Annotated in this window: 27 protein-coding genes and 1 riboswitch; of the genes, 1 reads left to right on the forward strand and 26 read right to left on the reverse strand. The window is 44.9% G+C overall.

Going from position 1 to position 25,693, the window contains the following annotated elements; translation table 11 throughout:
• Nucleotides 1-21: 21 nt before the first annotated feature.
• From folE to K8U60_RS00960, 18 genes are all read right to left on the reverse strand, one after another.
• Entirely contained in the window at nucleotides 22-606 is a 585-nt protein-coding gene (gene folE / locus K8U60_RS00875) for a GTP cyclohydrolase I FolE (protein ID WP_223632835.1), read from the reverse strand.
• A gap of 472 nt (nucleotides 607-1,078) precedes the next feature.
• Nucleotides 1,079-1,351, reverse strand: coding sequence for an HU family DNA-binding protein (locus K8U60_RS00880; protein WP_006829858.1), 273 nt, complete (start codon nucleotides 1,349-1,351; stop codon nucleotides 1,079-1,081).
• Nucleotides 1,352-1,523: 172 nt separating this feature from the next.
• Entirely contained in the window at nucleotides 1,524-2,234 is a 711-nt protein-coding gene (locus K8U60_RS00885) for a hypothetical protein (protein WP_223632838.1), read from the reverse strand.
• A gap of 10 nt (nucleotides 2,235-2,244) precedes the next feature.
• Nucleotides 2,245-2,448: a DUF2768 domain-containing protein gene (locus K8U60_RS00890; protein ID WP_223632841.1), complete on the reverse strand. Its 204-nt coding sequence runs from the start codon at nucleotides 2,446-2,448 to the stop codon at nucleotides 2,245-2,247.
• Between the two features lie 87 nt (nucleotides 2,449-2,535).
• Nucleotides 2,536-3,555, reverse strand: coding sequence for an NAD(P)H-dependent glycerol-3-phosphate dehydrogenase (locus K8U60_RS00895; protein WP_223632845.1), 1,020 nt, complete (start codon nucleotides 3,553-3,555; stop codon nucleotides 2,536-2,538).
• Nucleotides 3,556-3,576: 21 nt separating this feature from the next.
• Nucleotides 3,577-4,887: a ribosome biogenesis GTPase Der gene (der, locus tag K8U60_RS00900; protein ID WP_223632848.1), complete on the reverse strand. Its 1,311-nt coding sequence runs from the start codon at nucleotides 4,885-4,887 to the stop codon at nucleotides 3,577-3,579.
• A 93-nt stretch (nucleotides 4,888-4,980) separates the two neighbouring features.
• Nucleotides 4,981-6,015, reverse strand: a complete 1,035-nt coding sequence (gene fni / locus K8U60_RS00905) for a type 2 isopentenyl-diphosphate Delta-isomerase (protein ID WP_317851893.1) — start codon at nucleotides 6,013-6,015, stop codon at nucleotides 4,981-4,983.
• A gap of 22 nt (nucleotides 6,016-6,037) precedes the next feature.
• Complete coding sequence (gene rpsA, locus K8U60_RS00910; protein ID WP_223632854.1) at nucleotides 6,038-7,183, reverse strand: 30S ribosomal protein S1; 1,146 nt, start codon at nucleotides 7,181-7,183, stop codon at nucleotides 6,038-6,040.
• A 68-nt stretch (nucleotides 7,184-7,251) separates the two neighbouring features.
• Entirely contained in the window at nucleotides 7,252-7,842 is a 591-nt protein-coding gene (locus tag K8U60_RS00915; protein ID WP_223632856.1) for a lysophospholipid acyltransferase family protein, read from the reverse strand.
• A 1-nt stretch (nucleotide 7,843) separates the two neighbouring features.
• Nucleotides 7,844-8,518 (reverse strand): (d)CMP kinase, encoded by a 675-nt coding sequence (gene cmk / locus K8U60_RS00920; RefSeq protein WP_223632858.1) that lies wholly within the window; start codon nucleotides 8,516-8,518, stop codon nucleotides 7,844-7,846.
• An 81-nt stretch (nucleotides 8,519-8,599) separates the two neighbouring features.
• Nucleotides 8,600-9,295 (reverse strand): glutamic-type intramembrane protease PrsW, encoded by a 696-nt coding sequence (prsW, locus tag K8U60_RS00925; RefSeq protein WP_223632873.1) that lies wholly within the window; start codon nucleotides 9,293-9,295, stop codon nucleotides 8,600-8,602.
• 87 nt (nucleotides 9,296-9,382) lie between these two features.
• Nucleotides 9,383-10,351, reverse strand: a complete 969-nt coding sequence (locus K8U60_RS00930; RefSeq protein ID WP_223632876.1) for an asparaginase — start codon at nucleotides 10,349-10,351, stop codon at nucleotides 9,383-9,385.
• Between the two features lie 68 nt (nucleotides 10,352-10,419).
• Nucleotides 10,420-11,388, reverse strand: coding sequence for a YpdA family putative bacillithiol disulfide reductase (locus K8U60_RS00935; RefSeq protein WP_223632879.1), 969 nt, complete (start codon nucleotides 11,386-11,388; stop codon nucleotides 10,420-10,422).
• A gap of 67 nt (nucleotides 11,389-11,455) precedes the next feature.
• Nucleotides 11,456-12,217 (reverse strand): metallophosphoesterase, encoded by a 762-nt coding sequence (locus tag K8U60_RS00940; protein ID WP_223632883.1) that lies wholly within the window; start codon nucleotides 12,215-12,217, stop codon nucleotides 11,456-11,458.
• A 68-nt stretch (nucleotides 12,218-12,285) separates the two neighbouring features.
• Nucleotides 12,286-12,915, reverse strand: coding sequence for a CBS domain-containing protein (locus K8U60_RS00945; RefSeq protein ID WP_223632890.1), 630 nt, complete (start codon nucleotides 12,913-12,915; stop codon nucleotides 12,286-12,288).
• A 67-nt stretch (nucleotides 12,916-12,982) separates the two neighbouring features.
• A complete protein-coding gene (locus tag K8U60_RS00950; RefSeq protein WP_223632893.1) occupies nucleotides 12,983-13,765 on the reverse strand; it encodes a LysM peptidoglycan-binding domain-containing protein in 783 nt (260 codons plus the stop codon).
• A gap of 79 nt (nucleotides 13,766-13,844) precedes the next feature.
• On the reverse strand, nucleotides 13,845-15,272 hold the full coding sequence (locus tag K8U60_RS00955) for a RecQ family ATP-dependent DNA helicase (protein WP_223632896.1): 1,428 nt from the start codon (nucleotides 15,270-15,272) through the stop codon (nucleotides 13,845-13,847).
• The gene (locus K8U60_RS00960) at nucleotides 15,269-16,294 is read right to left on the reverse strand and encodes a YpbB family protein (protein WP_223632899.1); all 1,026 of its coding nucleotides are present in this window, start codon (nucleotides 16,292-16,294) and stop codon (nucleotides 15,269-15,271) included. The genes K8U60_RS00955 and K8U60_RS00960 overlap by 4 nt, the downstream gene beginning before the upstream one ends.
• A gap of 106 nt (nucleotides 16,295-16,400) precedes the next feature.
• Between K8U60_RS00960 and K8U60_RS00965 the strand changes: the two genes are divergently transcribed.
• Nucleotides 16,401-16,652, forward strand: coding sequence for a ferredoxin (locus K8U60_RS00965; protein WP_142826477.1), 252 nt, complete (start codon nucleotides 16,401-16,403; stop codon nucleotides 16,650-16,652).
• 184 nt (nucleotides 16,653-16,836) lie between these two features.
• On the opposite strand, the gene K8U60_RS00970 is transcribed toward K8U60_RS00965, so the two are convergent.
• From K8U60_RS00970 to resA, 8 genes are all read right to left on the reverse strand, one after another.
• Nucleotides 16,837-17,433 (reverse strand): ECF transporter S component, encoded by a 597-nt coding sequence (locus K8U60_RS00970; protein WP_223632902.1) that lies wholly within the window; start codon nucleotides 17,431-17,433, stop codon nucleotides 16,837-16,839.
• 145 nt (nucleotides 17,434-17,578) lie between these two features.
• A riboswitch (FMN riboswitch) is annotated at nucleotides 17,579-17,711 on the reverse strand.
• 73 nt (nucleotides 17,712-17,784) lie between these two features.
• Nucleotides 17,785-18,987 (reverse strand): hypothetical protein, encoded by a 1,203-nt coding sequence (locus K8U60_RS00975; protein ID WP_223632905.1) that lies wholly within the window; start codon nucleotides 18,985-18,987, stop codon nucleotides 17,785-17,787.
• Nucleotides 18,977-19,510 carry an RNA polymerase sigma factor SigX gene (gene sigX, locus K8U60_RS00980; protein ID WP_223632908.1) on the reverse strand — a complete coding sequence of 178 codons (534 nt, stop codon included), beginning with the start codon at nucleotides 19,508-19,510 and terminating at the stop codon, nucleotides 18,977-18,979. Before sigX ends, K8U60_RS00975 begins: the two co-directional genes overlap by 11 nt.
• Before the next feature lie 46 nt (nucleotides 19,511-19,556).
• Nucleotides 19,557-21,338: an ATP-binding protein gene (locus tag K8U60_RS00985; protein ID WP_223632912.1), complete on the reverse strand. Its 1,782-nt coding sequence runs from the start codon at nucleotides 21,336-21,338 to the stop codon at nucleotides 19,557-19,559.
• On the reverse strand, nucleotides 21,331-22,047 hold the full coding sequence (locus K8U60_RS00990) for a response regulator transcription factor (RefSeq protein WP_223632916.1): 717 nt from the start codon (nucleotides 22,045-22,047) through the stop codon (nucleotides 21,331-21,333). The genes K8U60_RS00985 and K8U60_RS00990 overlap by 8 nt, the downstream gene beginning before the upstream one ends.
• Nucleotides 22,048-22,207: 160 nt before the next feature.
• Entirely contained in the window at nucleotides 22,208-23,392 is a 1,185-nt protein-coding gene (gene ccsB / locus K8U60_RS00995) for a c-type cytochrome biogenesis protein CcsB (protein WP_223632919.1), read from the reverse strand.
• On the reverse strand, nucleotides 23,389-25,047 hold the full coding sequence (locus K8U60_RS01000) for a cytochrome c biogenesis protein ResB (RefSeq protein ID WP_223632935.1): 1,659 nt from the start codon (nucleotides 25,045-25,047) through the stop codon (nucleotides 23,389-23,391). Before K8U60_RS01000 ends, ccsB begins: the two co-directional genes overlap by 4 nt.
• A gap of 13 nt (nucleotides 25,048-25,060) precedes the next feature.
• A complete protein-coding gene (resA, locus tag K8U60_RS01005) occupies nucleotides 25,061-25,621 on the reverse strand; it encodes a thiol-disulfide oxidoreductase ResA (RefSeq protein WP_223632938.1) in 561 nt (186 codons plus the stop codon).
• Nucleotides 25,622-25,693: the final 72 nt, after the last annotated feature.

Genomic DNA, 25,693 nt, shown 5'->3' on the forward strand with positions numbered 1-25,693 from the left:
TTTCACACCTGCTTTTCCGTATTAGTCCATATTGATATAAGTGATGACTTCCGAACGTTTGATGTCATCGGTTTCCAGTATCCCACGGGAAACGGCTGTCACTGTCTTCGAGCCCGGCTTCTTGATGCCTCTCATGGTCATGCACATATGCTCGGCTTCAATCATGACGTAAACGCCATGCGGGTTTAATGTTTCCATCAATGAATCCGCAATCGTCGAAGTGATGCGTTCCTGAAGCTGTGGACGTTTTGCAACTGTCTCTACCGCACGGGCCAATTTGCTTAACCCAGTCACAACCCCATCGCGAGGTATATAGGCGATATGCGCTTTTCCGAAAAACGGAACGAGGTGATGTTCGCACATCGAGTAGAAAGGAATATCTTTGACGAGCACCAGTTCTTCATGACCTTCATGAAAAACGGTTTTGAAATATTCTTTCGGATCTTCCTTTAATCCAGAAAATACTTCCGCATACATCTTAGCTACCCTTTTAGGCGTATCCTTTAATCCTTCTCGGTTTACGTCTTCCCCAACCGCCTCTAAAATCATCGAGACAGCTTGTTCTATTTTATCAAGGTCTACCTTCTGTGCTTTCACATCTATCATTCTGTTTCCTCCTGTTGAAGACGAATCGTTATTTGGATGGCAGCAGGATGGCTACCGGCGGATATGTTTTTAACTGTGGTTTGTGTTTTTCCTGGATTGCTTTTGCTTTTCTCATTTTCTAGCTTCAGGAGCCAGACCCTCGGGGTCATAAGTCAACCCAGCTGCGCGGCAAAGTACGCCACTCTGCTGGTCTGTCTTATGCCTGTCGGATCCAACCGGCTCCCTCCGCTTTTCTCATTGTCGAGCTTCGGCGATCAAACCCTCGGGGTCATAAGCCGTTCCGCCTGTGTGGCAAAGTGCGCCACTTCGGCGGCCCGTCTTATGCCCGTCGAGTTTTGCTCGATCGTCTCCGCTTTTCTCACATGAATCGTAGCATACGCACAGGTGTTTCGCAAAACTGTTGACTCAAAAAAAGAATGACTTTTGCAAGATTGTGTCTCGCAAAAGTCATCCTATGTACAGAGGCTAAAGCTTACTTCACTGCGTCTTTAAGCGCTTTACCTGGCTTAAATGCAGGAACTTTGCTTGCAGCGATCTCGATTTCAGCGCCAGTCTGTGGGTTACGTCCTTTGCGGGCCGCGCGTTCGCGTACTTCAAAGTTACCGAATCCGATCAACTGAACTTTTTCACCTTTAGTTAGAGCGTCTTGAATCGTCTCAAATGCAGCGTCAACTGCTTTGGCAGCGTCTTTACGAGAAAGTTCAGCTGCTTCAGCAACAGAGTTCACTAATTCTGTTTTGTTCATGCTATTCACCTCCTCTCAAAGGGGATGCAATCATCAATCCTGTAAAAAGAGTATCACATCGAAAATCGCATAGCAACAACAAACAGCCCGCTTTTTCAATAAAACCACCAAATACTAACAAAACTTTCTAAAAAGCGGTCATTTCTATCAAAAACGCGTCAAATCAATGTTTTCACTCGTTTAAAAATACCGGCTCATTTTCTTCGTTTATTGTGTAAGGAAGTGAATAAGCGGGTACCACTGGATGGTCCTCATAAAGGATAAAACGGATATCCTGGCCTGGTTCCAGCTCCCCTTCATATTCCTGAAGGGCAGAATAAAGATCCATCGAATAATCAATGTAAACATCCCCACTGCCAGTGATCACCATCGGCAAATTACGACCGCTGTAAGGGCTCACGGCTGTCGGTTCCTCAGAAAAACCCATCGCTTCGTGGTTGAACTTATAGACATTATCTGCAAGGATATCGGAAATCGGAGCTTGTCCACCGTTGGCACTTTTCCGTACATTGACGGATCTGATCGCTTCCGCGGCCTGTAGATCGACCAACTTCACTGTTGGATTTTCTTCAACATCCATAAGTACGTACTGAAAAATACCGCCGGTTTCAAATGCGTTTGTTGGTACTTCTGCTGTATAATCAGGAACGATTTTCGAGAAATCGACAGGGTATTTGATGTATTGATCAACATCCATTTCCCGGGTCTTGATCGGCAGCAAACCACCTGTCGCTCCTCTGTATTGATTTACTGCATTTTGAACTGTAATCAGTTGATCCTCATATGGAATCTGATTTTCAGCTCTTTCGCTTTGAGGATATCCGCAGGCTGTCAAAAATGCAGAAATCAGCAGAAGCAGAATGAGCATTGATGTTTTTTTCATTTTTCTCACCTCATGCGCCGCCGGTAGGGCCGCTGAATACTGTGAATATCATGATAAAGAATCCAAGAATCAGCAAGATGTATGCAACTAGCGCGAAAATAAATTTAAGGATGCCGTTTTTCAGTTTGTATCTGCTTAAATAGATAAAGCCCATTGAAATCATCAAAAAAGCAATCCCAGCAAATGATACCCACATTTTATCTAAAGCACTCATAATTGCCCGCCTTTCATAGTGTTTCAGTCAATAGTATAGCATAAAAAAAGAAGAGTCAGCTTGTAGCATCCTCTTCTTTTGTGACAATTAAAGCAAGTTGATCAAATCTTCCATTTCGTTCTTCTTCATGCGTCCCATCAATTTTCCAACCGCATCGTCAGTCGACACGTTGTCAAAAAGAACTGCATAAAGCGCCGCAGTGATCGGCATCGGCACATCATATGCTTTAGACAATTGATAAGCCGCTTTTGTGGTGCGGATCCCTTCGACGACCATGCCCATTTCTTCCAGCACTTCGTCGAGGGACTTGCCTTTGCCGAGCATATTTCCTGCCCGCCAATTACGCGAATGCACACTCGTACAGGTCACGATTAAGTCACCCACTCCGGTCAATCCGGAGAACGTTAAAGGGGTTGCCCCCATTTTTACGCCAAGCCGTGCGATTTCAGCCAGTCCGCGTGTCATGATGGCCGCTTTCGCATTATCGCCGAAACCTAAACCGTCAGTGATTCCCACTGCCAAGGCAATGATGTTCTTCAAAGCACCGCCGATTTCAACGCCAATGACGTCCGTATTCGTATAGACACGGAAATAATGGTTCATGAACAGATCCTGGATCCGATTAGCTGCTGCGGTGTTCTCGCAAGCCGCTGTAACAGTAGTCGGATGCTCCTGAACCACTTCTTCCGCATGACTTGGACCCGACAATACAACCACATCTTCAATCCATTGTTCCGGTATTTCCTCACGGATCATTTCACTGATCCGCTTTAGTGAATCCGGTTCAATTCCTTTGGAAACGTGAACGAATAGAATCTTACGATCCAGATTCCTTTTGATATCCTGGCAGACTTCCCGGATGGCTTTCGTCGGAACAGCGAGGACAAAAATATCCGCGTGCTCGACAGCTGCAGCCAAATCGCTCGTCGCCTTCAGGCTCTCCGGCAATTGCGTATCTTTTAAATACCGTTTGTTTGTATGCTGGTTGATCTCATCAGCCTGTTCCTGGCGATGTGTCCATAGCAATAAATCATGGCCGTTTTGAGCCAATACATAACTCAATGCGGTCCCCCAGCTTCCTGCTCCAAAAACAGAAACTTTTTCCATAAGCTAAAACCACCTTTTACCTTAAGTACGCGCTCTCGTTATCAGACGAAGAGGAGTTCCTTCAAAATCGAAGCTTTCGCGGATCCGGTTCTGCAGGAAGCGTTCATAGCTGAAATGCATCAGATCCGGTTCATTGACAAAGACGACGAATGTCGGCGGCTTGATGGCCACTTGAGTTGCATAATAAACACGCAGACGACGGCCTTTATCCGTAGGTGCCGGATTCATGGCAACTGCGTCTTCAATTACTTCGTTCAAGATACTCGACTGGATACGTCTTGAATGGTTGTCATTTACTTTGTTGACGATCTCCAAGATATTGTGGACACGCTTGCCGCTGATTGCGGAGACAAACATGATCGGTGCATAATCCAGGAATAGGAAATGCTCACGAATTTTGCGTGTCATGACATTCATGGTTTTCTCATCTTTTTCGATGGCATCCCATTTGTTGACGATAATGATGATCGCTTTACCGGCTTCGTGTGCATATCCGGCAATTTTTTTATCCTGTTCCTGAATGCCTTCTTCTGCGTTCAAGACCACTAAAACAACGTCCGAGCGTTCAATGGCACGCAAAGCACGCAATACGCTGTATTTCTCAGTCGTCTCATAAACTTTCCCTTTTTTGCGCATTCCAGCCGTATCGATAATAACGTATGGCTGGTCATTGTATTCATATTGAGTATCAACAGCGTCGCGCGTGGTTCCTGCGACTTCGCTGACGATAACGCGTTCTTCACCCAGGAATGAGTTCACAAGAGATGATTTGCCGACATTCGGACGGCCGATCAATGAGAATTTGATGACGTCATCCGGATACTCTTCTTCATCGTCTGTCGGGAAGTTTTTGGCTACTTCGTCCAAAAGATCCCCTAACCCCAATCCGTGTGATCCTGAAAGCGGAAAGGGTTCGCCCATTCCAAGTGTGTAGAAATCATAGATCATGTGGCGCATATCAGGATTATCGATTTTATTGACGGCCAAAATGACCGGTTTTTTTGTACGGTATAAAATTTTGGCTACTTGTTCGTCCTGTGCAGTAACACCATCGCGTCCGTTGACAAGGAAAATGATGACATCCGCTTCGTCCATGGCGATTTCTGCCTGCTGGCGGATCTGTTCAAGGAATGGCTCGTCACGAAGATCGATGCCTCCTGTGTCTATAATGTTAAATTCATGTGTCAGCCAATCTGCCGAGCTGTAAATACGGTCACGCGTCACTCCTGGAATATCTTCCACTATGGAAACCCGTTCTCCTACCACGCGATTGAATATCGTGGACTTACCAACGTTCGGCCGGCCTACTATTGCTACTACCGGTTTAGACATAATAAATTCATCCTTCCACTTCTGATATGCCTATTATACACGAAAAAGGCGATGGCATCTGTTAAATGTCCATCCCCTTAAAATGTGCAATATTCAGTTTTTCTCTGGGTTTGCATAAGATGCCGGACTAAAGCCTCTGGCACCGAGATACTGTGCCAATTCCCCGGTAATGACTGCCGGACATTTCTGCAACTCTGTCAGGTTTTCTGCTCCAAGGGCCGTCATTATCATCGCCAAATCTTCATACAACGCTTCTATATCATGGATGAGCTGAGTTTCGCCATCTTGTATGGCGATCTTCAGAAAAGAACCTGCGAGACCCACTGCATCTGCTCCCAGTAGAAAAGCTTTGATCATGTCCTGTGCATCCTGTATGCCGCCGGAAGCAAGGACCGTTTTTTTAAAGACGCTCTTCACTTCCACAATCGCTGCAGCTGTCGGAATGCCCCAGTCTTCAAAATAGGCAAGCTTTCTTCGTCGCCGCTCATTTTCGATGAGCGCAAAATTCGTTCCGCCAAAGCCACTGACATCAATTGCCGATATACCGGTATCCTTCAATTTTTCTGCAGCTTCGCGCGATATGCCAAAGCCCGTCTCTTTGATGATCACAGGGACGGAAAGATGCTCAGCAATTGCCTGTATGCGTTCCAACGCTCCCCGGAAATCACGATCTCCTTCAGGCATGGTCAACTCCTGCACAACATTCAAATGAATCTGCAATGCGTTTGCTTCGATCATTTCAACCGCTTCCGCTGCCTGTTGCACAGTTGCTTCGCTGCCAAGGTTTGCGAACAGGATGCCTTCGGGGTTTTGCTTTCTGACAATTGCATAGGACTGCCGTTCGCTGCTGTCTTTGAGTGCCGCCATCTGCGACCCAACCGCCATCGCAACTCCCGTCTCTCTGGCAACCCGGGCTAAAAGACCGTTCAATTGCTCGGTGTCCCTGCCCCCGCCGCCCGTCATGGCATTAATAAAAACAGGTGATTTCAAGTTCAAATCACCTGTTATTGGTTTTATACTAATATCGGCGACCGCCGAATCAGGCAAAGCCTGATGAACGAACCGGATATCATCGAACATGTTTTTTCTGGTCTGCCCTGTCGATAAAGCGTATTGTATATGATCCATTTTCCGTTCGGCTCTCGACATGTTATTCGGACTTAAATCCTTTTAATTTATCGCCGATTACATCACTGATGGAGAAACCAGTAGACTCTTCAGGCATATCATAATTTGAGAAATCCTGTTCGCTTTCTTTTTCCTGCAGTTCCTTGATGCTGAGCGACAGGCGTTTATCAGCTTTATTGACTTCCAGCACTTTAACTTGAACTTCTTCGCCTTCCGTCAACACTTCGTTCGGTGTTGCGATATGCTTGTGTGCAATTTGAGAAATGTGGACCAGCCCTTCAACTCCAGGCAGAACTTCCACAAATGCTCCATAGCTGACAAGGCGTTTGACCGTACCGGTATGGACTGAACCTTTTGGCGCTTTTTCGTCAATGGAATCCCACGGCCCAGGAAGAGTATCCTTGATGGACAGTGAAATGCGCTCCGAATCACGGTCGACTGAAAGCACTTTAACTGTAACTTCCTGGCCTTCCGTCACTACGTCAGAAACTTTTTCCACATGTTCATGCGACAATTGGGAGATATGGACCAAGCCGTCTACTCCGCCTATATCGACAAATGCACCAAAAGAAGCAATGCGCTGCACCTTCCCTTTCAGCTCATCTCCGGCATGGATCTGTTCCATCACCTGTTCTTTCTGCGACTCTTTTTCCTTCTCGATGACTGCCCGATGGGAAAGGATCAGACGGTTATTTTCTTTTTCCATTTCGACGATTTTAAAGGTCAATGTCTTTCCTTTATAATCCTCAAAAGACTCAACAAAGTAATCTTCCACTAAGGAAGCGGGAACAAATCCGCGCACGCCCAGGTCAACTACCAGACCGCCTTTTACGACGTCTTTTACTTCAGCTTCTATAATCTCGCCCGATTCGAATTTTTTCTCCAATTCATCCCATGCCTGTTCGGCATCGACTTTGCGTTTGGATAAAACAAAATTCTCATCTTCCACTTTCGTTATGATCAGATTCAGTTCGTCACCGACTTCAACGGAATCCGATGCCTTTTCGATATGAAGGCTTGATAACTCACTAATAGGTATGATGCCGTCAAAAGGCGCCCCCTCAATTGTTACGGTTACTGCTTTTTCTTCTATTTTTGCCACTATCCCTTTTACGCGATCTCCTGTTTGGAAGTCACGGTTTTCCATCATGTTCGTTTCCTCTGACATAAGTAGCCCTCCTTCACAAACTATCCACCTTCTATTTTATTCGAATTCTCTAATAAAAACAAAAATTATCACTTATTGTCGGCATACTCATCCAAAATCTTCTGTATACTGCCCATAATGGCTTCGGTCACTTCATCAACTGAAGCTTTCCGCTCGCGGAACGGGTCCATCCGGATCGGTTCTCCGTATACGACTCTGACCTTGCGGAATGCTTTATAAGGCCCGATAATCGCACAGGGCATTACGTCTGCATTGCCGCGGAGCGCGAAAAATCCAGCGCCGCTCAGCCCTTTTTTCAATACGCCATCCGTTGAACGGGTGCCTTCAGGAAATAGCCCTACAACTTCACCGCTTTTCAAAATCTTCAGCGCTGTACGGAGAGCTTCACGATCACTCATCCCCCGTTTGACCGGGAAAGCGTTCACCTTCGGAAGAATCGGCCCCAGAATAGGAGCCTTGAAGAGTTCTTCTTTTGCCATGAAATGCACAGTTCTTGGAGCCGTCATTCCGACAACGGGCGGGTCGAGCGCATGGATATGGTTGGAACATAGGAGAATACCGCCTTCTTTTGGGAAATTCTCAGCTCCGATCACTTCAAAACGATAGAAAGGACTTAATACGGTTTTTACCAGGCCTTTGCCAACTGCATATAAATTCACTTTACCCCAACCTCTCTTCAGCCAGTTTCAATATTTCCTGCGCCGCCTGATCAATCGTCAGAGCGGTTGTATCGAGATAGATTGCGTCTGCCGCCTGGCGCAGCGGTGCCACTTCGCGTTCACTGTCCATTTTATCCCTTTTGGCAATTTCAGCTTGCAGATCTTCAAGGGGCGTCAAAATGTCCCTTTTCTTGTTTTCCTCGAACCTTCTTCTTGCACGTTCCTCGACAGATGCCGACATGAACACTTTCAATGCTGCTTCCGGTAGAACATGGGTCCCGATATCCCGGCCATCCATGACCACTCCCCGCCCTTCAGCCAATTGCTGTTGCAGTTCAACCATCCGCAGGCGGACCAGTTCATGGGCAGCCATTTCAGAAACAGCTTTCGTTACGTGCTGGGAACGGATCGCTTCTGTTACATCTTTTTTATCTAGGAATACCAATTGGCCATCTTCTGTCGGCTGCAGGTCGATTTCTGTTTTCGATAATAATTTGCCGGCCTCTTCGTTACTGGCCATATTGATTCCTTCTGTAAGAGCTTTTAATGTAATAGCACGGTACATAGCACCGGTATCGATGTAAACATAGCCTAATTTCTCTGCCACAATTTTCGCTATTGTGCTTTTGCCTGCAGCAGCTGGCCCATCAATCGCTATTTGTATCGGTTTCGTCAAAATAGTCACCTCATCCTATGTATTCATCATATTTTAACATAAAAAAAAAGTCTTCATGTATAAGACTTTTTCTTTGGAAATTCATTTTAGCTCGCCTGATTGCGCTGACGAATTATGGTCATGGTAATGCGTCAGGGAAAGTTGGTGGGCCTGTTTGACTTTTCGGAGGCCGAACCACCAGAGGAACAGCATGAACGGAATGGCTCCATACATGATGTTGTCATAAACGTACAGGCTGGTGTTATAAGCCAAATGAAGAATCACAGAACTTATAAACGCCCAACCGATCCAACGCCAGCGTTTGCTGCTTCTGGTGAACTTCGCCTTGCCGAAATAATAGCCCATGACAACACCGAACAATGCATGACTCGATACCGGGAGAAATGCCCGCATAAAAGCGGTCTGAAGCCCGAACTCCAGCAAGTATAAAATGTTTTCGACTGTTGCGAATCCCAAAGAAACACTGGCTCCATAGAGAATTCCATCATAGGGATCTTCAAAATCGACGTGGCGATAGACCGCAATCAATAAAACCAGCCATTTGAAAAACTCTTCAATTACACTGGAAAACAGGATATTCTGGGTAAAATCATTGGTAAAGACGCCTTCAGCATTAAATACGTATTGGACAAAAAGTATCGGGAACGTCAGAACAGCTCCATATAAAAAACTTTGAAACAGCAGCTTCGACGGTTCACTTGCAAATTGATCGCGCAAATACAAATAACTGAAAAGCGCTAGACTTGGGGCTATTGCTACAGTTAGTAAGATGATCATACGCGTACCCCTTTGTTTGGATTACATTTAGTGTACCATGTTTTGCAACATCATTTTCACCTTGACTGGATAGTTTTTCCCAATTGGTTATCGGTTAAAAACATCTGCCTGTACCTCGCTTTTAGCTGACAATAATACCGCAAGCTTAATGCGTGCTTTTTTGCTGTCGTAGTCACTTCCCAAAATAACGCCGCGCGTCAGCAGGTCATGCGCGCTTCCTGGATAGCTGTATGCCGGATAGGCATTTCCTTCTTCAGCGCCAGTCGTCAAAACCACCGGAATCCCCTGCCTGACTGCATGGTCGATCGCCTCCACCATATGAGGAGACACTTGCCCTCTGCCGGCCGCTTCCAGAACAATGCCTTCAGAAGGCCCGGCAACCAGCATATCGATTAAATAGCCATCCTGACCTGAGTGGCATTTGATGATATCCACCCGCGGCAATGGTCCATGGACCTCGTGAACTTCATGCATCACCGGCTTCTGATAGACCCTCACTGTATCGTTGTCAATGATGCCAAGATAACCATGCCCAAACGAATCAAAGCCCTGCAGATTGCTGGAATGGACTTTCTTAACATATTTGGCACTGTATATCCGCTCATTGAATACGACAACAGCTCCTATCCCTCTTAGACTGTGGTCCACCGCCACATAAATGGAGTTGCGGAGGTTGGAGTAGACGTCGGTTCCAACTTCCTCAGGAGAACGCTGTGAGCCTGTGATGACCACAGTCCGTTCATCGTCAATTGTCAAATCCAAAAAATAAGAGGTTTCCTCTAAAGTATCCGTGCCATGTGTCACAACGACCCCTTCAACTTCGGGATCCTGCAGTTCTTTAAGGACTGCTTCTCTTACTGTCAACATCTCATCGAAGCCGATATGCATGCTCGGCAACTGGAATACGTCGATTACTTTAACTTCAATTTCTTCCGGCAGCTGGCATAGCTCAGCTAATTCTTTTCCTGAAATCGCACCGGATTTTAAAAGCCCGTTAGAAATCTCCCTGCTGGCAATTGTCCCCCCTGTGGTAATCAATGATACTTTTTTCTTCATACTCCAACTTCCTTTCTTGTTCCAGTTATTCGCCCATAATTTTCAGGACCATAAAAAAGAAAGCACAATCAAGCTGTGCTTTCTTTTTTTGCAATAGCTTCCGCAATTTGCTGTCCATGAAAGCGTCCATTTTCAATAAAGATTTCATTGGCATTATTGCCTGCCGCGATGACTCCAGCAATGTACAGATTTTCCACATCGGTCTCCATCGAGTTTTCATCGAAGCTTGGGCGCCCGGAAACCGGATCGATGGAAATGCCCATCGATCTTAGGAATTGATGATCGGGATGATAGCCGATCATCGCAAAAACGAATTGATTGGGAATCGTTTCTTTTTGATCATTGACGGTCAACTCCACACTGCTGTCCGTAATTTTGTCGACCATCGAGTCGAACAGCATCGTAATTTCCCCTTTTCGTACCAAACCATCAAATTCCGGCAGAATCCAGGGCTTAATGCTTTTCGAGTAGCTGGTGCCATGATAGGAAACCGTTACTCGGCTTCCAGCCTTGTGCAAAGCAAGGGCTGCATCAACAGCGGAGTTTTTCCCTCCGATAATCAAAACATCCTGATCAAAATATGGATGGCCCTCCTTAAAGTAATGCATCACTTTAGGAAGATCTGCACCTTCCACTTCAAGTTCATTGGGCTGATCATAATAGCCGGTGGCAGCAATTACATACTTTGCCTGGTATTGGCCTTTTGAAGTGGCCACGGTAAACAAGCCGTCTTTTTCCACCTGTTCCACCGTCTCAAACGAACGCACTTTGATACCGCTCCGCTTAACGACTTCCCGGTAATAGACCAGCGCCTGATTGCGTTTGGGTTTACTTCCTTCGATGATGAATGGCACATCCCCAATCGATAATTTTTCACTTGTACTAAAAAAGGTTTGATGGGTTGGGTAATTGAAAATGGCATTGACGATATTGCCTTTTTCGATGACTAGCGGCTGAAGGCCGTTTTTTTTCAATTCAATGGCGGCCGATAAGCCGCACGGCCCGCCTCCGATAATTAGGGCATCTACATATTCCATATCTGAACATCTCCTGTATTTAATCCTTTTCTAAGCATAATGGATGCAGCTGGTTTGTGACAAACTTTTATTCGGACATCTCTACTTTAGGCTTAACAGTCAATAGATGATATTCCGCTTGTGCACCTAGCCGCAGATGCAAAGTCGTCGTTCCGAAGCCGTTGCTGATTAACTCAACCCGGTCCTTCTTCATCTTCATAGAACCAATCCTGAACAAACCAAATGGTCCGATACGTATTTGCCCACCGTGGGTATGGCCGGCAAGCAGCAGATCCGCTGAATATTCCCCTTTGATTTTCCAGAAATCAAAAGGTGTATGCGAAACAAACAGGACCGTGTCCTGATCACTAATCTCTTTGAAAGCATTTTCCAACCCCTCAGGTTTATAGGCAAAATGGTCAAATCCAACCAGCTTCAACCGGTCGTTGCCGAACAGTGTCATCGATCGGTCATCCAGTACATTCACTCCATAATGATCGAAAATTTTTCTGAGCGAAGTTTCGTCGACTTCCCGGTCGTTATTGCCCCAAACAAAGTAAACGGGAGCACGGGCTGTCAAGGTTTTTATGTTTTCAGCAACCCGCTCCAGTGGAACACCTTTCTCCACCAAGTCGCCACCGATTATGATGATATCTATCGGGAAATCGATTATGTCGGATTGAATGACTCTGCGATGGACGTCGGCGATAAAAAGGAGTTTAAACGGCTCAAAAGGTTTGACGGCACGCAATTCAACTGTTTTTTTCACAAGTTTTTCCGAAAAAGCATTTCGGACCATAAAAAGAAGCAGCGCCAAAGCTGCCAGAACTATACGAATCAAATATTTCATGTCGGGCTTCCTTCCAAAAAGAAGAAAAAACATAAGCGCGGCTTATGTTTTTTCTTCTTATTCTGCTATTAATCTTCTGCGATGTCCAATACACGGAAACCGGATTTTTCCAGTTCTTTCACAAAACGATTGACATTATCCTTCTTTTTAATCTTCAAGACAATGCGACGTACCATTTTATTGGTTTCATCAAAAGTGACGAGGGAAATGACAGATTCCTTGTATTTTTCAATGATTTCTCCAAGTCGGCCAATCCGGCCTTCCGATTCCACCGATGTAAATGTAATGCGGTAACCTGGTTTGTTCATCCCAAAAGCACTTTGCAATTGGTTGACGATGTCGAAACGGGTCACGATCCCTAAAAATTGCTGGTCTTCAACTACTGCAATAATTGGGAAATCATTCAATTCAACCAGCGCTTTTTCATACACATCATTGATATTCAGATAAACATCTTCGTTGACGATTACGTCGCTAACTTTAGTTGTGCTATTGAACTCTTCTTTCGTTTTTCCAGAATAGAAAAAGGCACGGTATGCATGATACCAAGTGAAAATCCCTTTGTACTCTGTTCCTTCAACTACCGGCAAAGCATCGATTGAATACTTTTCCAATAGATCGAAACCTACTTGTACGGAGTCATTTAACTTTACTGTATGGCATTTTTCTCGTTTAACCATTGCACTTTTAACAAACATCTGCTCGCCTCACTCTCTATTCTCTACTCATTATTCCCTATCCGGCTGCTTTTAATCAACCGACTGCTTAAGGTAAAATCAAGGTTTGGCCAGGGCTGATGCTGTTCGAACTCAACCCATTAGCCTGTTTGATTTTTTCCACTGCTGCAGCCGCTCCTGCTGCTCCGTAATTATTGACAGCGATTCGATACAAGGTTTCGCTGGATTGAACAACATAGGTTTTACCGTTTGCACTAGGAGCTTCCTCTTCTTTATCAGCTTCAGCTTTTGCTTTCGCCTCTGCTTCTTTCTTTGCCTGGGCTTCTGCTACGGCTTTCGCTTCAGCATCGGCTTTCGCTTTGGCTTCAGCGTTTGCCTGAGCTTCCGCTTCTGCAGCTTTCGCCTTCGCTTCAGCATCGGCTTTCGCGGCAGCTTCCTCTTTGGCCTTTTCTTCTGCTTTTGCGGTAGCATCAGCCTCTTCTTTTTCAGCCGCTTTTGCAGCTGCTGCTTCTTTTTCTGCAGCAGCCTTGTCTTTTTTAGCTTGCTCTTCTTCAGCTTTCTCTTTCTCTTCATCTGCAGCAGCGATAGAAGCAGCCGACGGTTGGGTATTCATCTCAAAGCTTACTTCATTTTCTGCGGGTTTAGCTGTCAGTGTATCGTCGGGTTCGAATAAGAAAGCCACATAAATCAGCAAAGAAACCGGAATTAATATAAAGATAAAAAATAATGCAGGCATCAAGAGGCTTTTGCTTTTTTTGGCCTTAGGCTTTTGTGCCTGCCGTTGAGCTGCTCTCGACAATGCCGAATTTTTGTCCACCGATATTTCCTGTCGATTCTTCTCAATCGACTCATGATAACTATTATTCCCCATACGTGACTACCCCTATCTGTACTAATATATCTATTATGACGAAAAAAGGCTCATTTGTAAATGTTAGTTAATGAGATTCTTATATAGGTAATATTACACGTAAACGGTCTTGCCATTCAAGGGGTATTTGCTTTTCTTTTGAATCTGAATAAGCTTCAAAGGCAGTGTAATCAATTCCATCATTCACACAACAATTAATCGGTTTGTCTAAGAGCTCCTGATCAAAGCATTCGATAATATAGCTGCGCAGGCAGTCTTCATGGAATAGAAACTCACGAATTTTCGCAGCTTGCTGCCTCTTTCCGCTTCTCAGGAGTTCCATTTGCCTGATGACGCCTTCCAAAGGCAATTTGGTGATCCAATAAGAGAGTACGCGAAATGCAGTTTCCCGGACAATCCCCTGATCGAGTAAGTACGTCGCCGCACTGCCCTCGCGGTATACCGCTTCGATTTCATGCTGATTCGGCAAATCGTCCATGACCAGGCTTTCAAGCAATGCTTCATCACCTTGCGCATAAAGCAGCGTAGCCAAAGCTGGTTGGCCATCTCTTCCGGCTCTTCCCACTTCCTGGACATATCCTTCTATGGAAGTCGGCAATTGAAAATGGATGACATGGCGAATATTCGGGATATGGACCCCCATCCCGAAAGCATTCGTAGAGCAGATCCATTGCAGTTCACCGTTCTGGAATTGCTGTTGGACAAAAATCCGATCCTGATGCTCCATTCCTCCGTGATAAAAAGCAGAGGAAATACCTTGTTCTGTTAAAAGCATCGACAGTTCTTGGGACTTTTTTCTAGTGCCTGCATAAATAATTCCGGGACCATTGAATTTCCGAATAAAACCCTTCAGAAAATCCAGCTTTTCACGGCCATCTTCAAACTTTTTTATATCGTAGACAATATTTTTCCTGTCCATGGGATGGCAGTAAATATAAGGTTGTTTCAATTCAAGGTATTTCTTTATTTCTTCCGTAACTTTTTCCGTAGCTGTCGCAGTCAATGCCAATACTTGGGGGAATTTCAAAGTGGGCAGGATTTCTGAAATTCGCAGGTAATCCGGTCTGAAGTCAAAACCCCATTGTGAGATGCAATGGGCCTCATCGGCTACCAGCAAGGAAATCCGGAGCTGTTGCAGCTGTCTTTTAACAAAAGGCTGAACCAGCATCTCCGGTGATATGAAAATAAACTTATAAGAGCTCAGGCTGTTCCAGATTTTCTCTTTATCTTCCGGCTTTAAAAATGAGTTGATGGCGACAACTGATTTCTCACCCATTTTTTTCAGTTGGGCGACTTGATCTTGCATCAGTGACAGCAATGGAGATACGATCAAGACACTGCCCGGCAAAAGTTTTGCAGGCAGCTGGTAACAGATTGATTTCCCCATTCCAGTCGGCAACAAGGCGATGACATCATCGCCGGCCAATACCCGCTCAATGATTTCCCGCTGACCTGGCCGGAATGAAGAGAAACCATAGGTGGAATATAATAAGTCATCCAGAGTCATCCTTGTTCCTCCCTAATCGCCAGAGCCAGACGTATTTGAAAATAGCTCGCCTCCGGTAAATGTTCTTTGATTTCACGCAATCTTTTTGTTTTCTGACGTCGGCTTTCGGCAATGATCGCCTCAAATAAGGCAGCATCTACGAACGGTGCATAATTGAAATATGGATCATTCATTGCCAACTCCACGAAATGGTCTTCGATGGTACTGGATTTCAATTGGCGAAGAGAAGCGATCTGTTCCAAAGAAAAGCCCCTCTCAAACAGTTTTTCTGTGCGTTGTGCAGACTCGGTTAACGAAGACTGCTGAATGATGCCTTCCATAAGTCCGGTCAAGAGCGGTGGCTTGGAACGTTCAATCACCGCCATCCAACCATGCAGTGTTTCTACAGCCATCAATTGGACATCCATGACGGACAGGTTTTTGGAAGCTGCAATTTGCTGCCACGTCATGCCGCTCAATCCGAGTCCGGATAAACGCTCCATGACGATCATTTTATGTGTTTCAGATACAGCCGTATCGGTTAATGTAATTACAAGTTCTTCTTTAAAGCGTTGAGCCACTGTCAAATCACGAAAGCGGATCCGGTTTAGATAGATTTTTACCCAGCTTTGTATTTCTTCGTTGCTGACAATTGGATCAAAGACATTTGCCTGTTGGCTGAAATGGGAGAAAGTTTGAACAATTAGTGACAAGCGGCTAAAGAAAAGATTTTCATTGCCCCTGTATTTCCAACCGTTCAATGGCGAAGCTTCAATATCCAAGTCCAACGCTTTTTCGGACAGATCGACCACTTGATCATTGGCCAATAAATAACCTTGTAAAAACAAGCTCTGAACCGCTCCGTCATAGGCTTTCTTATCTAGTTTTGGCAGCACACCGAAATAAGGATAAAGACCGAAATAGCCGATATCCTGTATCGTTTGCCCAGACTTCTTTCCTTTTATCAAATGATAAGGAGAAGAGATGGTCCGCTGCCGATTAACGGCCTTCATAATGGCCAAAATGAGTTCGGTAAATAACAAGCTTGCGCCCCCTAGCGGTTTTGGGTTGAAAAACTCCTCAAACACCTTTAGAATAAATACGATAGCATAACTGAACTTGTTCGGAGATAAAGGAGAGGAAAACAATATGGCTAAGTATACCATTGTCGACAAGGATACTTGTATCGCTTGTGGTGCTTGTGGTGCTGCTGCACCTGATATTTATGATTACGATGACGAAGGAATCGCTTTTGTTATTTTAGATAATAACATGGGAACAGAACAAGTTCCAGACGAACTCGAGGAAGACATGGAAGATGCATTTGAAGGATGTCCAACAGATTCCATCAAAGTTGCAGATTCATCTTTCGAAGGCGACCCTTTAAAATACGAAGACTGATTCAACTAGAAAAGGCGTTCGGGAGGTTAACCTCCCGAACGCCTTCTTTTTTGATTTTAAAGTAAAGTATTTTTGTTTGTCCAGCTTCAGCGCCCAGCTCTTTGGGTCATGAGTCAACCCAGCTGAATGGCAAAGAGCGCCATCCTGCTGGGTTGCTTTATGCCCGGCAGAGCTACACGGGCGCTTACGCTTTTCTATCTATAGATAAATAATAGGAACGCTGCTTTTCGATCCACGTGTGCATGCTGCTGAACATCAGCAGGACGACGGCAGTCAAGAGCAGGCCTTTGATTAAGTTAAACGGTAAAATCCCCAAAACGATGGTTCCGAACAACACACTGCCTGTTTCAGCTGGCATGTTGAGGAAATACGTGTACATCGGCAGAAAGACCAGGTAATTTAAAATACTCATACCGATCGCCATGGATAATGTACCAACTGCCAATCCGAAAGCCATGCCTTTTTTGGTTGCTACTTTGTGATAAATAAAATAAACCGGCAAAATGAACAGCAGACTTGTCACAAAATTCGCCATGTGCCCAACCGGAACGCCTGTTGGACTTCCTGCAAATAACCAATCCAATGCGTTTTTAAAGAATGCGACTAATATCCCTGCTACCGGGCCCATTGTAACGGCTGCAATCAACGCAGGCACATCACTGAAATCCACTTTCAAAAAAGCAGGTAAAGCGGGTAGCGGAAAGTTGAAAAGCATCAAAATAAAGGAAATACTGCTCAACATTCCAATGACGATCATCGTTTGTAACTTCTTGTTCTTCATATTCCTCTCTCCTTGTCGTGATTCACCAGAAGAAAGGCTTGGACCCAGCATTTACATATAAAAACCCTTAAGCAACAAGCACTTAAGGGAGAAAAGGCACACTTAATAAGCGTTCCGTCTACATGTAAACGACAAACGTCCGCACCTTCACCTTCTCCCATCCAGACTATACTGTCGGCTTTGGAGTCTCACCAAATCCTGCGTTTTACGGCTCGCGGGCTTATGAACAGAGTTCAATTACCGCCGGTAGGGAATTGCACCCTGCCCCGAAGATGAATCGATATTTTGTTATGGCCTAATCTTAGTATAAAAAAGAGGCGTTGTAAACAGATTTGTTTACAACGCCTCTTTTTACTGCACCGGCCAGTCCAGCAGGTTTGGTGCCACTGGAATCGGCAATGGTTGGCTAAAGTCAAATCCATTCCAGATTTCCGGTTTCAAGCCGTTCACTTTCACTTCTTTATCAAAAGCATCAGCCGTCATAACTAGGCTTTCGATCATCCGGACAGCTTCCAACTGGTCCATCGAAATCAGGTCGACTGCACCTTCAAACTCAATCTCTACCAAGTCTGCCGTCTCTGCCACCTGAAACTCCAGGTCTGCCGGAACGGTTGGCTGATAGAAATCGTTCGGGCTGTCTGCAAGTGCTTTCAGTGCTTCACTCACTTCTTCAAACGGCATATCATAGCCAGGCACCAGGTAAATCTGGCCATTTACAGCTGAAAATGAATAATAGGCAATATTGTTTTGGTCTGGAACGAGTGGCTCCACTTGTCCGATTTCAGAAAACTCCGCGGGTGATCCATCCTCATTGACCGTTTCTATTTCAGGTACGTCTGTAAATGTCTCTGAAAGTGTATTGAAATAGACACCGATACTGGCAGATGCCAAGTCATATTGATGGTCCTGAGGCAACATATGACGGATGCCAGAAGCTGTTTTTTCCAACGTTCCGACATAAGGATGATATTCGTCGAATCCTAGTTGTGTTTCATCAATATCATCGGCGTATTCCTTATACAAATCAAGGGAGGAGGGGGCGATGCCTTCAAATGCTGCATCAACCTGGTCACTTGGAATCAAGAAAGAGACCGGTATTACGAACGCATTTTCTGTCATTCCAAGTGTCATGAGTACCTGTTCACCGATCGACTCTTCATAAGCTGCTGTCCGTAACGGAACTTCAACCTGTGAAGTTGAAAATGGACCCGGTTCTTCTGTTCCGGATTCTTCATCAGCAGCCATATCAGCAGCCCCTTCTTGTCCATTTTCCTCAGTTACAGCCGTAGACTCCTCTGATTCGCCACTTGAACTTTCTGGATTTTGAGCGGTATCTATTCCGTTTTGGCTGATGATGGAAGCCACCATTATGCCAATGGTGATAAACGCCAATGCCGCTACCAATAATGGAAGCCATCTTTTCGGCCTTTTTTGGACCTTCTCTTTTTGGAGCAGCCGATTATAAACTTCTTCTTTTGTCCGGTCATCTTTTATAGTGGGGAAATCCTTTAACAAATCTTCGATAGTCTCATCGGTCCATTTGCTATTCGGCATTTTCTTCTCCCCCTTCCCTGGCTATTAATTTTTCGCGCAAGGATTTGATTGCGCGGTGCTGTGTGGTCTTTACTTTCCCTTCAGTCCACCCCAGAACATCAGCAGTCTCTGCTATCGACAAATCTTGGAAGAACCGCATGATGATAACCATTTTCTGGTCTCCCGTACAGGTATCCAATGCCTTGTACAGAAGGATTTTATCTTCGTTCAATAAGGATACTTCTTCAGGAATTCGGTCAGACGAAACCAATTGCTGTGTTTCCCAATCAAAAAACTCCATCGAGTGTTTTTTACGTACTGCTGTTTTTCGGAAATGATCAATCGCTACGTTTTTGGCAATCGAAAAAAGCCATGTTTTCTCAGAGCTTTTCCCTTCAAAACGGTCATATGCCCGAAAAACACGGATGTACACTTCGTGCATCAAATCTTCTGAAAGATGCCTGTTTTTCACCAGATAAATCAAGAATTGAAAAACGTCCTGGTGATATTGTTCATACAGCCGATGGAAAACGGAGTCATTCAATATGCTCCCCCCGTTCTTAGGATTAGTCGTCTCTGTCTATAGAAAGTTACATATTCTTCAAAGGAAGTAAAAAGACAAATGAAGTTCCCTGTCCCATTTTACTCTCTGCATAGATTTTGCCTTCATGCGCCTGGATGATATTACTGGCAATTGCCAGCCCAAGTCCAGTTCCGCCTTTGCCGAGTGTTCTGGCCTTATTCGCTTTATAAAAACGTTCAAAGACGAACTCCAGATCTTTTTCTGAAATTCCTACTCCATTATCATTAATGGATATTTTCGCATACTCCTGTTGTTGTTCGACACGAACCACCACTTGCCCTCCTTCGGGTGTATGGCGGATCGCATTATCTATCAGATTGGTCATAACCTGTTCAATTCGATCTTGATCGATTTCAATGGCTGACCAATCGTCGATTGTCGTTTCGAACAATAGCTGGACTCCGTTCTCCTTAGCAATTTGCGAGAATTTAAGTGTCATGCGCTCAATTGCCCCATTCAATTGGACAATTTCTTTGTAAAGCCTCATATGACCGGATTCCATTCGTGCCAAATTCAATAGATCGGTGACTAAACGCCCCATCCGCTGTGATTCTTCATAAATGATTTTGGTCATTTCACGTCTTTCTTCCTCTGTAGCCCCGACATCGTCAAGAATCGCTTCACTATAACCCTGAAGCATGGCTATCGGAGTCCGTAACTCATGGGATACATTGGCAATAAAATCTTCTCTCAGTTTTTCCAAACGGTGCTGCTCCGTCATATTATGCAAAACGGCAACAGCGCCCCGTATGGTTTCACCACTGTATAAGGGGCTGAAATTAATGGCGTAATAAGCACCTTCAATCTCCAGCTCCTCCTCGATCTCCTCTTCAAAGCCGAGTACATGATCGAGCATATGAAGCATTTCCGGCGGCAGTGGCTGAGCTTCAGTTGCGCCCTTTTTAAAGACCCATTGCTGCAATAATTTCTCTGCTGGCGGATTACTCAATAAGATGGTTTTATCCTGATTAAAAGTAATGACTGCATCAGCCATCGATGTCAAAATACTGGATAATTGTTCTTTTTCCTGATTGATCACTTCAACGTGATGCTTTAGTTGACGGCCCATTTGATTGAATGCCGTAGCCAATTGACCGATTTCGTCGCTTGAAGTAGCTCTCACTTTAGTGTCAAAATTGCCTTTCGCCAATTCAAATGCACCTTCCCGCATTTTCCGGAGAGGCGACGTAATTCGGGAAGACAAAAAGAACGCAAAAAACGTCGTCAGCAAAAGAGCGATGAATGCCGACAGAAAAACAATATTAGTGGTCCGTTCTGCAGTGCGGTCCATCACTTCCAATGATTGATAGATAAATACGACCCCATGCTGCTCTTCTCCAGTCTGCAATGGACTTGCCAGGACAATGTAGGACTCCAGACGGTTCTGTTCCGTCAGTGAAGGCAGAAGCATTTCCTTCATCACTGTTTCACTAGTTTCAAATACCTTTTGAAAAGTAGGTTCATTCAATATCTTTTCACGCGTTTCCGCGCCATTTAAGCCATCATGAATATAATAACTGCTGTCATATGGCTCTTCAGCGATAACCGCATTGGTTTCTGGTCCGATGACATCTTCAATGATCCCCAGCGCACCGGACACTTCTTCGTGGTCGTTGAAAATATTCGCAATCATATTCGCTTCGCTGTTCAACGCTTCTTCCACTGTTTCGCTGTGGTAGTTTCCAAGAAACTCCAAAAGCAGAACTGTCACTATAAAAAGGACAAAGGAAACGAGAAGCAGGATCGTAATCCAGAGCTTCCCGACGACACTATTCCATATTCTATTCATTTCCTACCTCAAACTTATAGCCTACGCCCCAAACGGTGACGATCATCTTCGCTGCAGACTCCGACACGCGGTTCAATTTTTCACGTAAGCGCTTGACATGTGTATCGACAGTCCGCAGATCGCCGAAGAAGTCGTAATGCCAAACTTCTTTCAGCAAATGCTCCCGGTCAAATACCTTATCGGGTGCTTTTGCTAAAAAGTATAGTAATTCGTATTCTTTTGGTGTTAAATTCACTTCTACGCCATCAGCAGTGACCCGGTGCGCGTCATGGTCTATCGTCAGATGGGGAAAGACAACCAAGTCTTTTGAGACTGTTGAATTAGAGATGGGCGAATAGGCGGATGAACGCCGTAATATCGCTTTGACACGCAACACCACTTCTCTTGGACTGAAGGGTTTGACAATATAATCATCCGCTCCGGATTCAAAGCCTTCCACACGGTTGGCTTCTTCGCCTTTTGCGGTAAGCATGATGATCGGTGTCATTTTCGTTTCACGCAATTCCGTAGCAACTTCAATGCCATCTTTTTCAGGCATCATCAGATCGAGCAAAATGCAATGGTAATCTTTTTCCGTCGCCATTTCGAGTGCCTGGACACCATTCTCAGCTTCTTCCACCAAATAACCCTCACGTTCCAGATACATCTTCAGCAATCGCCGAATCCGTTCCTCATCGTCCACTACCAATACCGTAATCTCTTCAGACATGCTAACCCCTCCAACTTTCTTCTGTTATGTATCATTGTACCGATAACTATGTCAAAAATAAAGAAAAGCGCAAGCGCCCGCTAAATCCAGATGCTGAAACACCTGCACTAAATAAAAAGCCTTTTCCGTTTCCGGAAAAGGCCCATTTATTCATCCTGCTTTACGCGTAAGAATGCAATCCGGCAATGATTAAATTAACTGCCACCAGATTGAACATGATGATCACAAAGCCGATAACAGCCAGCCATGCGGATTTCTCACCTTGCCAGCCTTTGCCCAAACGCAAATGAAGGTAAGCTGCATAGAATAACCAGGTGATCAAAGCCCATACTTCTTTCGGGTCCCAGCCCCAGAAACGGGACCAGGCGATTTGTGCCCAAATCATGGCAAAAATCAATGCACCCAATGTGAAGACCGGGAAACCGATAATAATGGCGCGATAGCCAATTTCATCCATCAATTGCAGATTTACATTTTTGACGAATGGTTTTAAGAGAGCCGCAATGCGTTTTCTGAAAACCAGGCGAATCAACCAATAAAGAACCGTTCCGACAATCACAGACCAAAGCACGGTCGTGAGCTTTCCGGCATGCACAAGTGCAGGTGTCTCGATAAGAGGTGTCATCGCATCTTCTGTCAAAGCCACATATTCATTCATGCCGAATATTGGGGGCATCGAGTAGGTGATGGCAGCATCTGCACCTTCTTTGTCCACATAAGTAAACTCTGCTTCATAACCTGTTGCCGAGAAGAACGTGCTCACTACTACAAAGCCAAGAACCAGTACCAGCGAGTACATGATGGCTTCCAGCCAGAAACGCTGTTTGGATCTTTTGGTAAGGTCCACTACTTTCAATAGGTAGATCAGACCGGCAGCAGCACTGATGGCAAGAATTCCTTCTGCAATAACTACTGTACTGACATGGATCGCCAACCAGTTTGTTTGCAATGCTGGAATCAGTGGGCTGACTTCGCTCGGGAACATACTTGCAAATGCGATGATCAATAATGCGACAGGTAATACGATCATGCCAAGAACCGGCGTTTTGTATAGAATATACAAAATAATGAATCCGCCGACCAATGTCATGCCGAAAGCCGTGGTAAATTCGAACATATTGCTAAGTGGTGCATGTCCGGTTGCACCCCATCTAGTAAAGAAATAACCAAGATTGGCGATGAAACCAATTACAGTGATGGTGATGGCAACTCTGCCCCACCGTTTTTCTGATTTGAACGTTCCTTCTTTATTGCCTTTTACTGCTCCTCCGAAAACAAATGTCGCAATTAAATAGGCAATAAAGGCAACGTATAATAAATTTGAGCTTAAATCGGCTAAATTCATGACAATGCTTCACCTTCCTTTTCCGCTTTCTCTGCTTTGTCGATTTCATCCTGCTGGTCTGTGTAAGCGGGCAGTGACGCATGTTCAACAACTTGATCAAGATCTTTCTTCAAACCGAACCAATTCTTATTGGTATGTCCAGCGAGCAAGATCGTGCCATCAGCCTTCTGCTGAATCCAGAAACGGCGATGGTTAAAATACATCCCTTGCGCTACACCGATCATAAAGATTAAACCGCCAAGTCCGAGAATCGGCAGCGTGCTGTCTTTTCGAACTGTCAGACCTGAAACATCCCGTGTTTCTACACTCTGGAAAGCTAGTTTATAGTCATTTTCACCTAAAGGTTCCACCGTGTTTTGAATCGTAATAAAGCTCGTTTCTCCTTCAGGTGTTTCAGGAGTAGTCAGTTCCACCAGGAATCCAGGATTGTTCGGCAACGGGGTTGCGGTTTGTGGTTCTCCGTCTTCAAACCCTGAAAAGTCCGGGTAATAGCCCAGTAATTCAACAGTTGAACCACTTTCAAGCTCATAGATATCTTCTGGATCTATCAAATCGATGGTCAGTTCACCCAGCGATTCTTCCGTTTCTTTATTGGTCAAAGCGAAGGTCATCGCTTTCAGCTCATCCAAACGATAATCCATCTGGTAAATGGCGTAGCCATCAAATTTCAACGGTTGGTTGACTCGGATTGGAAATTCTTTTACGACTTCTTGGCTGTCATCAGCACCCGGCAACGCATCTTCCGGTTTCTGATACAACACAACATCGGTCTGGTAATTTTTCGCGACCGTGCCGACACGATCCAGCGCTTCGCCGAACACTTCTTCTTCGCCTTCACCTGAGTAATTTTCCAGTTCGAAGTTCTTGCTTTCCAGATAGTAGCCAGGCACTTCAGGAATGGCTCTGGTTTCACCTTCACGCAGCCACAGGCTTTCGTCTATATAGAAGCCGGGAATCATACGCAGCATGACGCCAAACAAGAAAATAATCAGGCCGATGTGATTGACATAGGGACCCCATCGGGAAAAACGACCTTTTTCGGCTAAAAGCCCATTTTTATCCGTGCGGACATTGTATTTCAATTCCTTCAATTTCGTCTCTGCTTTTTGCAGCGTATCTTCCGCTCCAGGGCCTTCAGCATAAATGCGCTGTTTGTCCATAAAGCTTGGGTGGCGCAGTACCCGTTGATTTTTCAACGATTTATAAAGAGGGACGAAACGGTCTAAGCTGGCAATCACCAACGAAATTGCCAACATCCCAACTAACGCGATAAACCAATAGGAGCTGTACAGGTCATGAAAACCAAGAAAATGATAGACGCGGCCAATACTGCCATAAGTATCTGCATAATATTCCTGAATCGCAGTTTCTGTAGTCGCAGGTACAAATGCCTGCTGTGGCAAGATCGTACCGATGGCTGCAGCTACCAATAGAACGACAATAATGCTGACGCCTACTTTTACACTTGAAAAAAAGTTCCAGATTTTGTCGATGATGGATTTGTTATAGGTTTGGGAACGTCTGGCTGTTCCTTCGTAGCGCATATCCACCAACTTGCTGTTTTGATCTTTTTCAGTCAAAGACCGCCCGCACGATTCACAGAGCTTCGTGCCGGGCGGATTTACATGACCACATTGACATTGTAAATTTTCCATCCAAAAAATCTCCTTATTCAGGTTTGATTTCTTCCATAAACCCTTCAATATCCTCTTCAGTCATTTCACCTGTAATGATGCGCTCGATATTCCCTTCCGGATTAACAAGCACTGTGGTTGGCAATGGCCTGATGTTATAGGCCGTCATCACACTTTTTGTTTTATCAATCACTACTGGAAAAGACAAACCGTATTGATCAGCGAAAGATTGGACTTCAAAATCTGATTGAGCAATGTTTACTGCGAGCACTTGAACGCCATCATTTGAGAAAGCTTCATATTGCCGATCCATGGCTGGCATTTCTTTTGCACAAGGTTTACACCAAGTACCCCAGAAATTCAAAAAGACTCCTTGGCCTTCATAATCCGATAATTTATGGTCATTGCCTTCAAGATCCACTAAGGCAAAATCAGGCGCTTTGTCACCGACTTCAAGCAAGCTGACATCCTTGGCCGTTGCACTGTTGTAGATGGTGTAGCCAATTGCAGCTACCAGTATCGCCAGGATGGCTGTTCTCATCACAGCTCTCTTTTGCTTCTTGCTGTTCTTTTTTTGTTTGACCTGTTCACCCATACTTGTTCCTCCTTCGAGGGATATTATGCAAACTTAATTATAACAAAGTTTAAACAGTCACAAGTCTGGAGT

The organism is Planococcus circulans, from assembly GCF_020023385.1.
Lineage (GTDB): Bacteria > Bacillota > Bacilli > Bacillales_A > Planococcaceae > Planococcus.

Coding starts and splice junctions, on each gene's coding strand:
- ccsB (WP_223632919.1), bottom strand. CDS start 23,392: ATGAATTTAGCCGATTTAAGCTCAAATTTATTATACGTTGCCTTTATT.
- K8U60_RS00935 (WP_223632879.1), bottom strand. CDS start 11,388: ATGGAATATGTAGATGCCCTAATTATCGGAGGCGGGCCGTGCGGCTTA.
- K8U60_RS00955 (WP_223632896.1), bottom strand. CDS start 15,272: ATGACTCTGGATGACTTATTATATTCCACCTATGGTTTCTCTTCATTC.
- rpsA (WP_223632854.1), bottom strand. CDS start 7,183: ATGTCAGAGGAAACGAACATGATGGAAAACCGTGACTTCCAAACAGGA.
- prsW (WP_223632873.1), bottom strand. CDS start 9,295: ATGATCATCTTACTAACTGTAGCAATAGCCCCAAGTCTAGCGCTTTTC.
- K8U60_RS00985 (WP_223632912.1), bottom strand. CDS start 21,338: ATGAATAGAATATGGAATAGTGTCGTCGGGAAGCTCTGGATTACGATC.
- K8U60_RS00945 (WP_223632890.1), bottom strand. CDS start 12,915: ATGTTTGTTAAAAGTGCAATGGTTAAACGAGAAAAATGCCATACAGTA.
- K8U60_RS00950 (WP_223632893.1), bottom strand. CDS start 13,765: ATGGGGAATAATAGTTATCATGAGTCGATTGAGAAGAATCGACAGGAA.
- K8U60_RS01000 (WP_223632935.1), bottom strand. CDS start 25,047: ATGGAAAATTTACAATGTCAATGTGGTCATGTAAATCCGCCCGGCACG.
- K8U60_RS00885 (WP_223632838.1), bottom strand. CDS start 2,234: ATGAAAAAAACATCAATGCTCATTCTGCTTCTGCTGATTTCTGCATTT.
- K8U60_RS00990 (WP_223632916.1), bottom strand. CDS start 22,047: ATGTCTGAAGAGATTACGGTATTGGTAGTGGACGATGAGGAACGGATT.
- folE (WP_223632835.1), bottom strand. CDS start 606: ATGATAGATGTGAAAGCACAGAAGGTAGACCTTGATAAAATAGAACAA.
- der (WP_223632848.1), bottom strand. CDS start 4,887: ATGTCTAAACCGGTAGTAGCAATAGTAGGCCGGCCGAACGTTGGTAAG.
- K8U60_RS00975 (WP_223632905.1), bottom strand. CDS start 18,987: ATGCCGAATAGCAAATGGACCGATGAGACTATCGAAGATTTGTTAAAG.
- resA (WP_223632938.1), bottom strand. CDS start 25,621: ATGGGTGAACAGGTCAAACAAAAAAAGAACAGCAAGAAGCAAAAGAGA.
- K8U60_RS00895 (WP_223632845.1), bottom strand. CDS start 3,555: ATGGAAAAAGTTTCTGTTTTTGGAGCAGGAAGCTGGGGGACCGCATTG.
- K8U60_RS00965 (WP_142826477.1), top strand. CDS start 16,401: ATGGCTAAGTATACCATTGTCGACAAGGATACTTGTATCGCTTGTGGT.
- K8U60_RS00930 (WP_223632876.1), bottom strand. CDS start 10,351: ATGAAGAAAAAAGTATCATTGATTACCACAGGGGGGACAATTGCCAGC.
- fni (WP_317851893.1), bottom strand. CDS start 6,015: ATGGATCATATACAATACGCTTTATCGACAGGGCAGACCAGAAAAAAC.
- K8U60_RS00970 (WP_223632902.1), bottom strand. CDS start 17,433: ATGAAGAACAAGAAGTTACAAACGATGATCGTCATTGGAATGTTGAGC.
- K8U60_RS00880 (WP_006829858.1), bottom strand. CDS start 1,351: ATGAACAAAACAGAATTAGTGAACTCTGTTGCTGAAGCAGCTGAACTT.
- K8U60_RS00940 (WP_223632883.1), bottom strand. CDS start 12,217: ATGAAATATTTGATTCGTATAGTTCTGGCAGCTTTGGCGCTGCTTCTT.
- K8U60_RS00890 (WP_223632841.1), bottom strand. CDS start 2,448: ATGAGTGCTTTAGATAAAATGTGGGTATCATTTGCTGGGATTGCTTTT.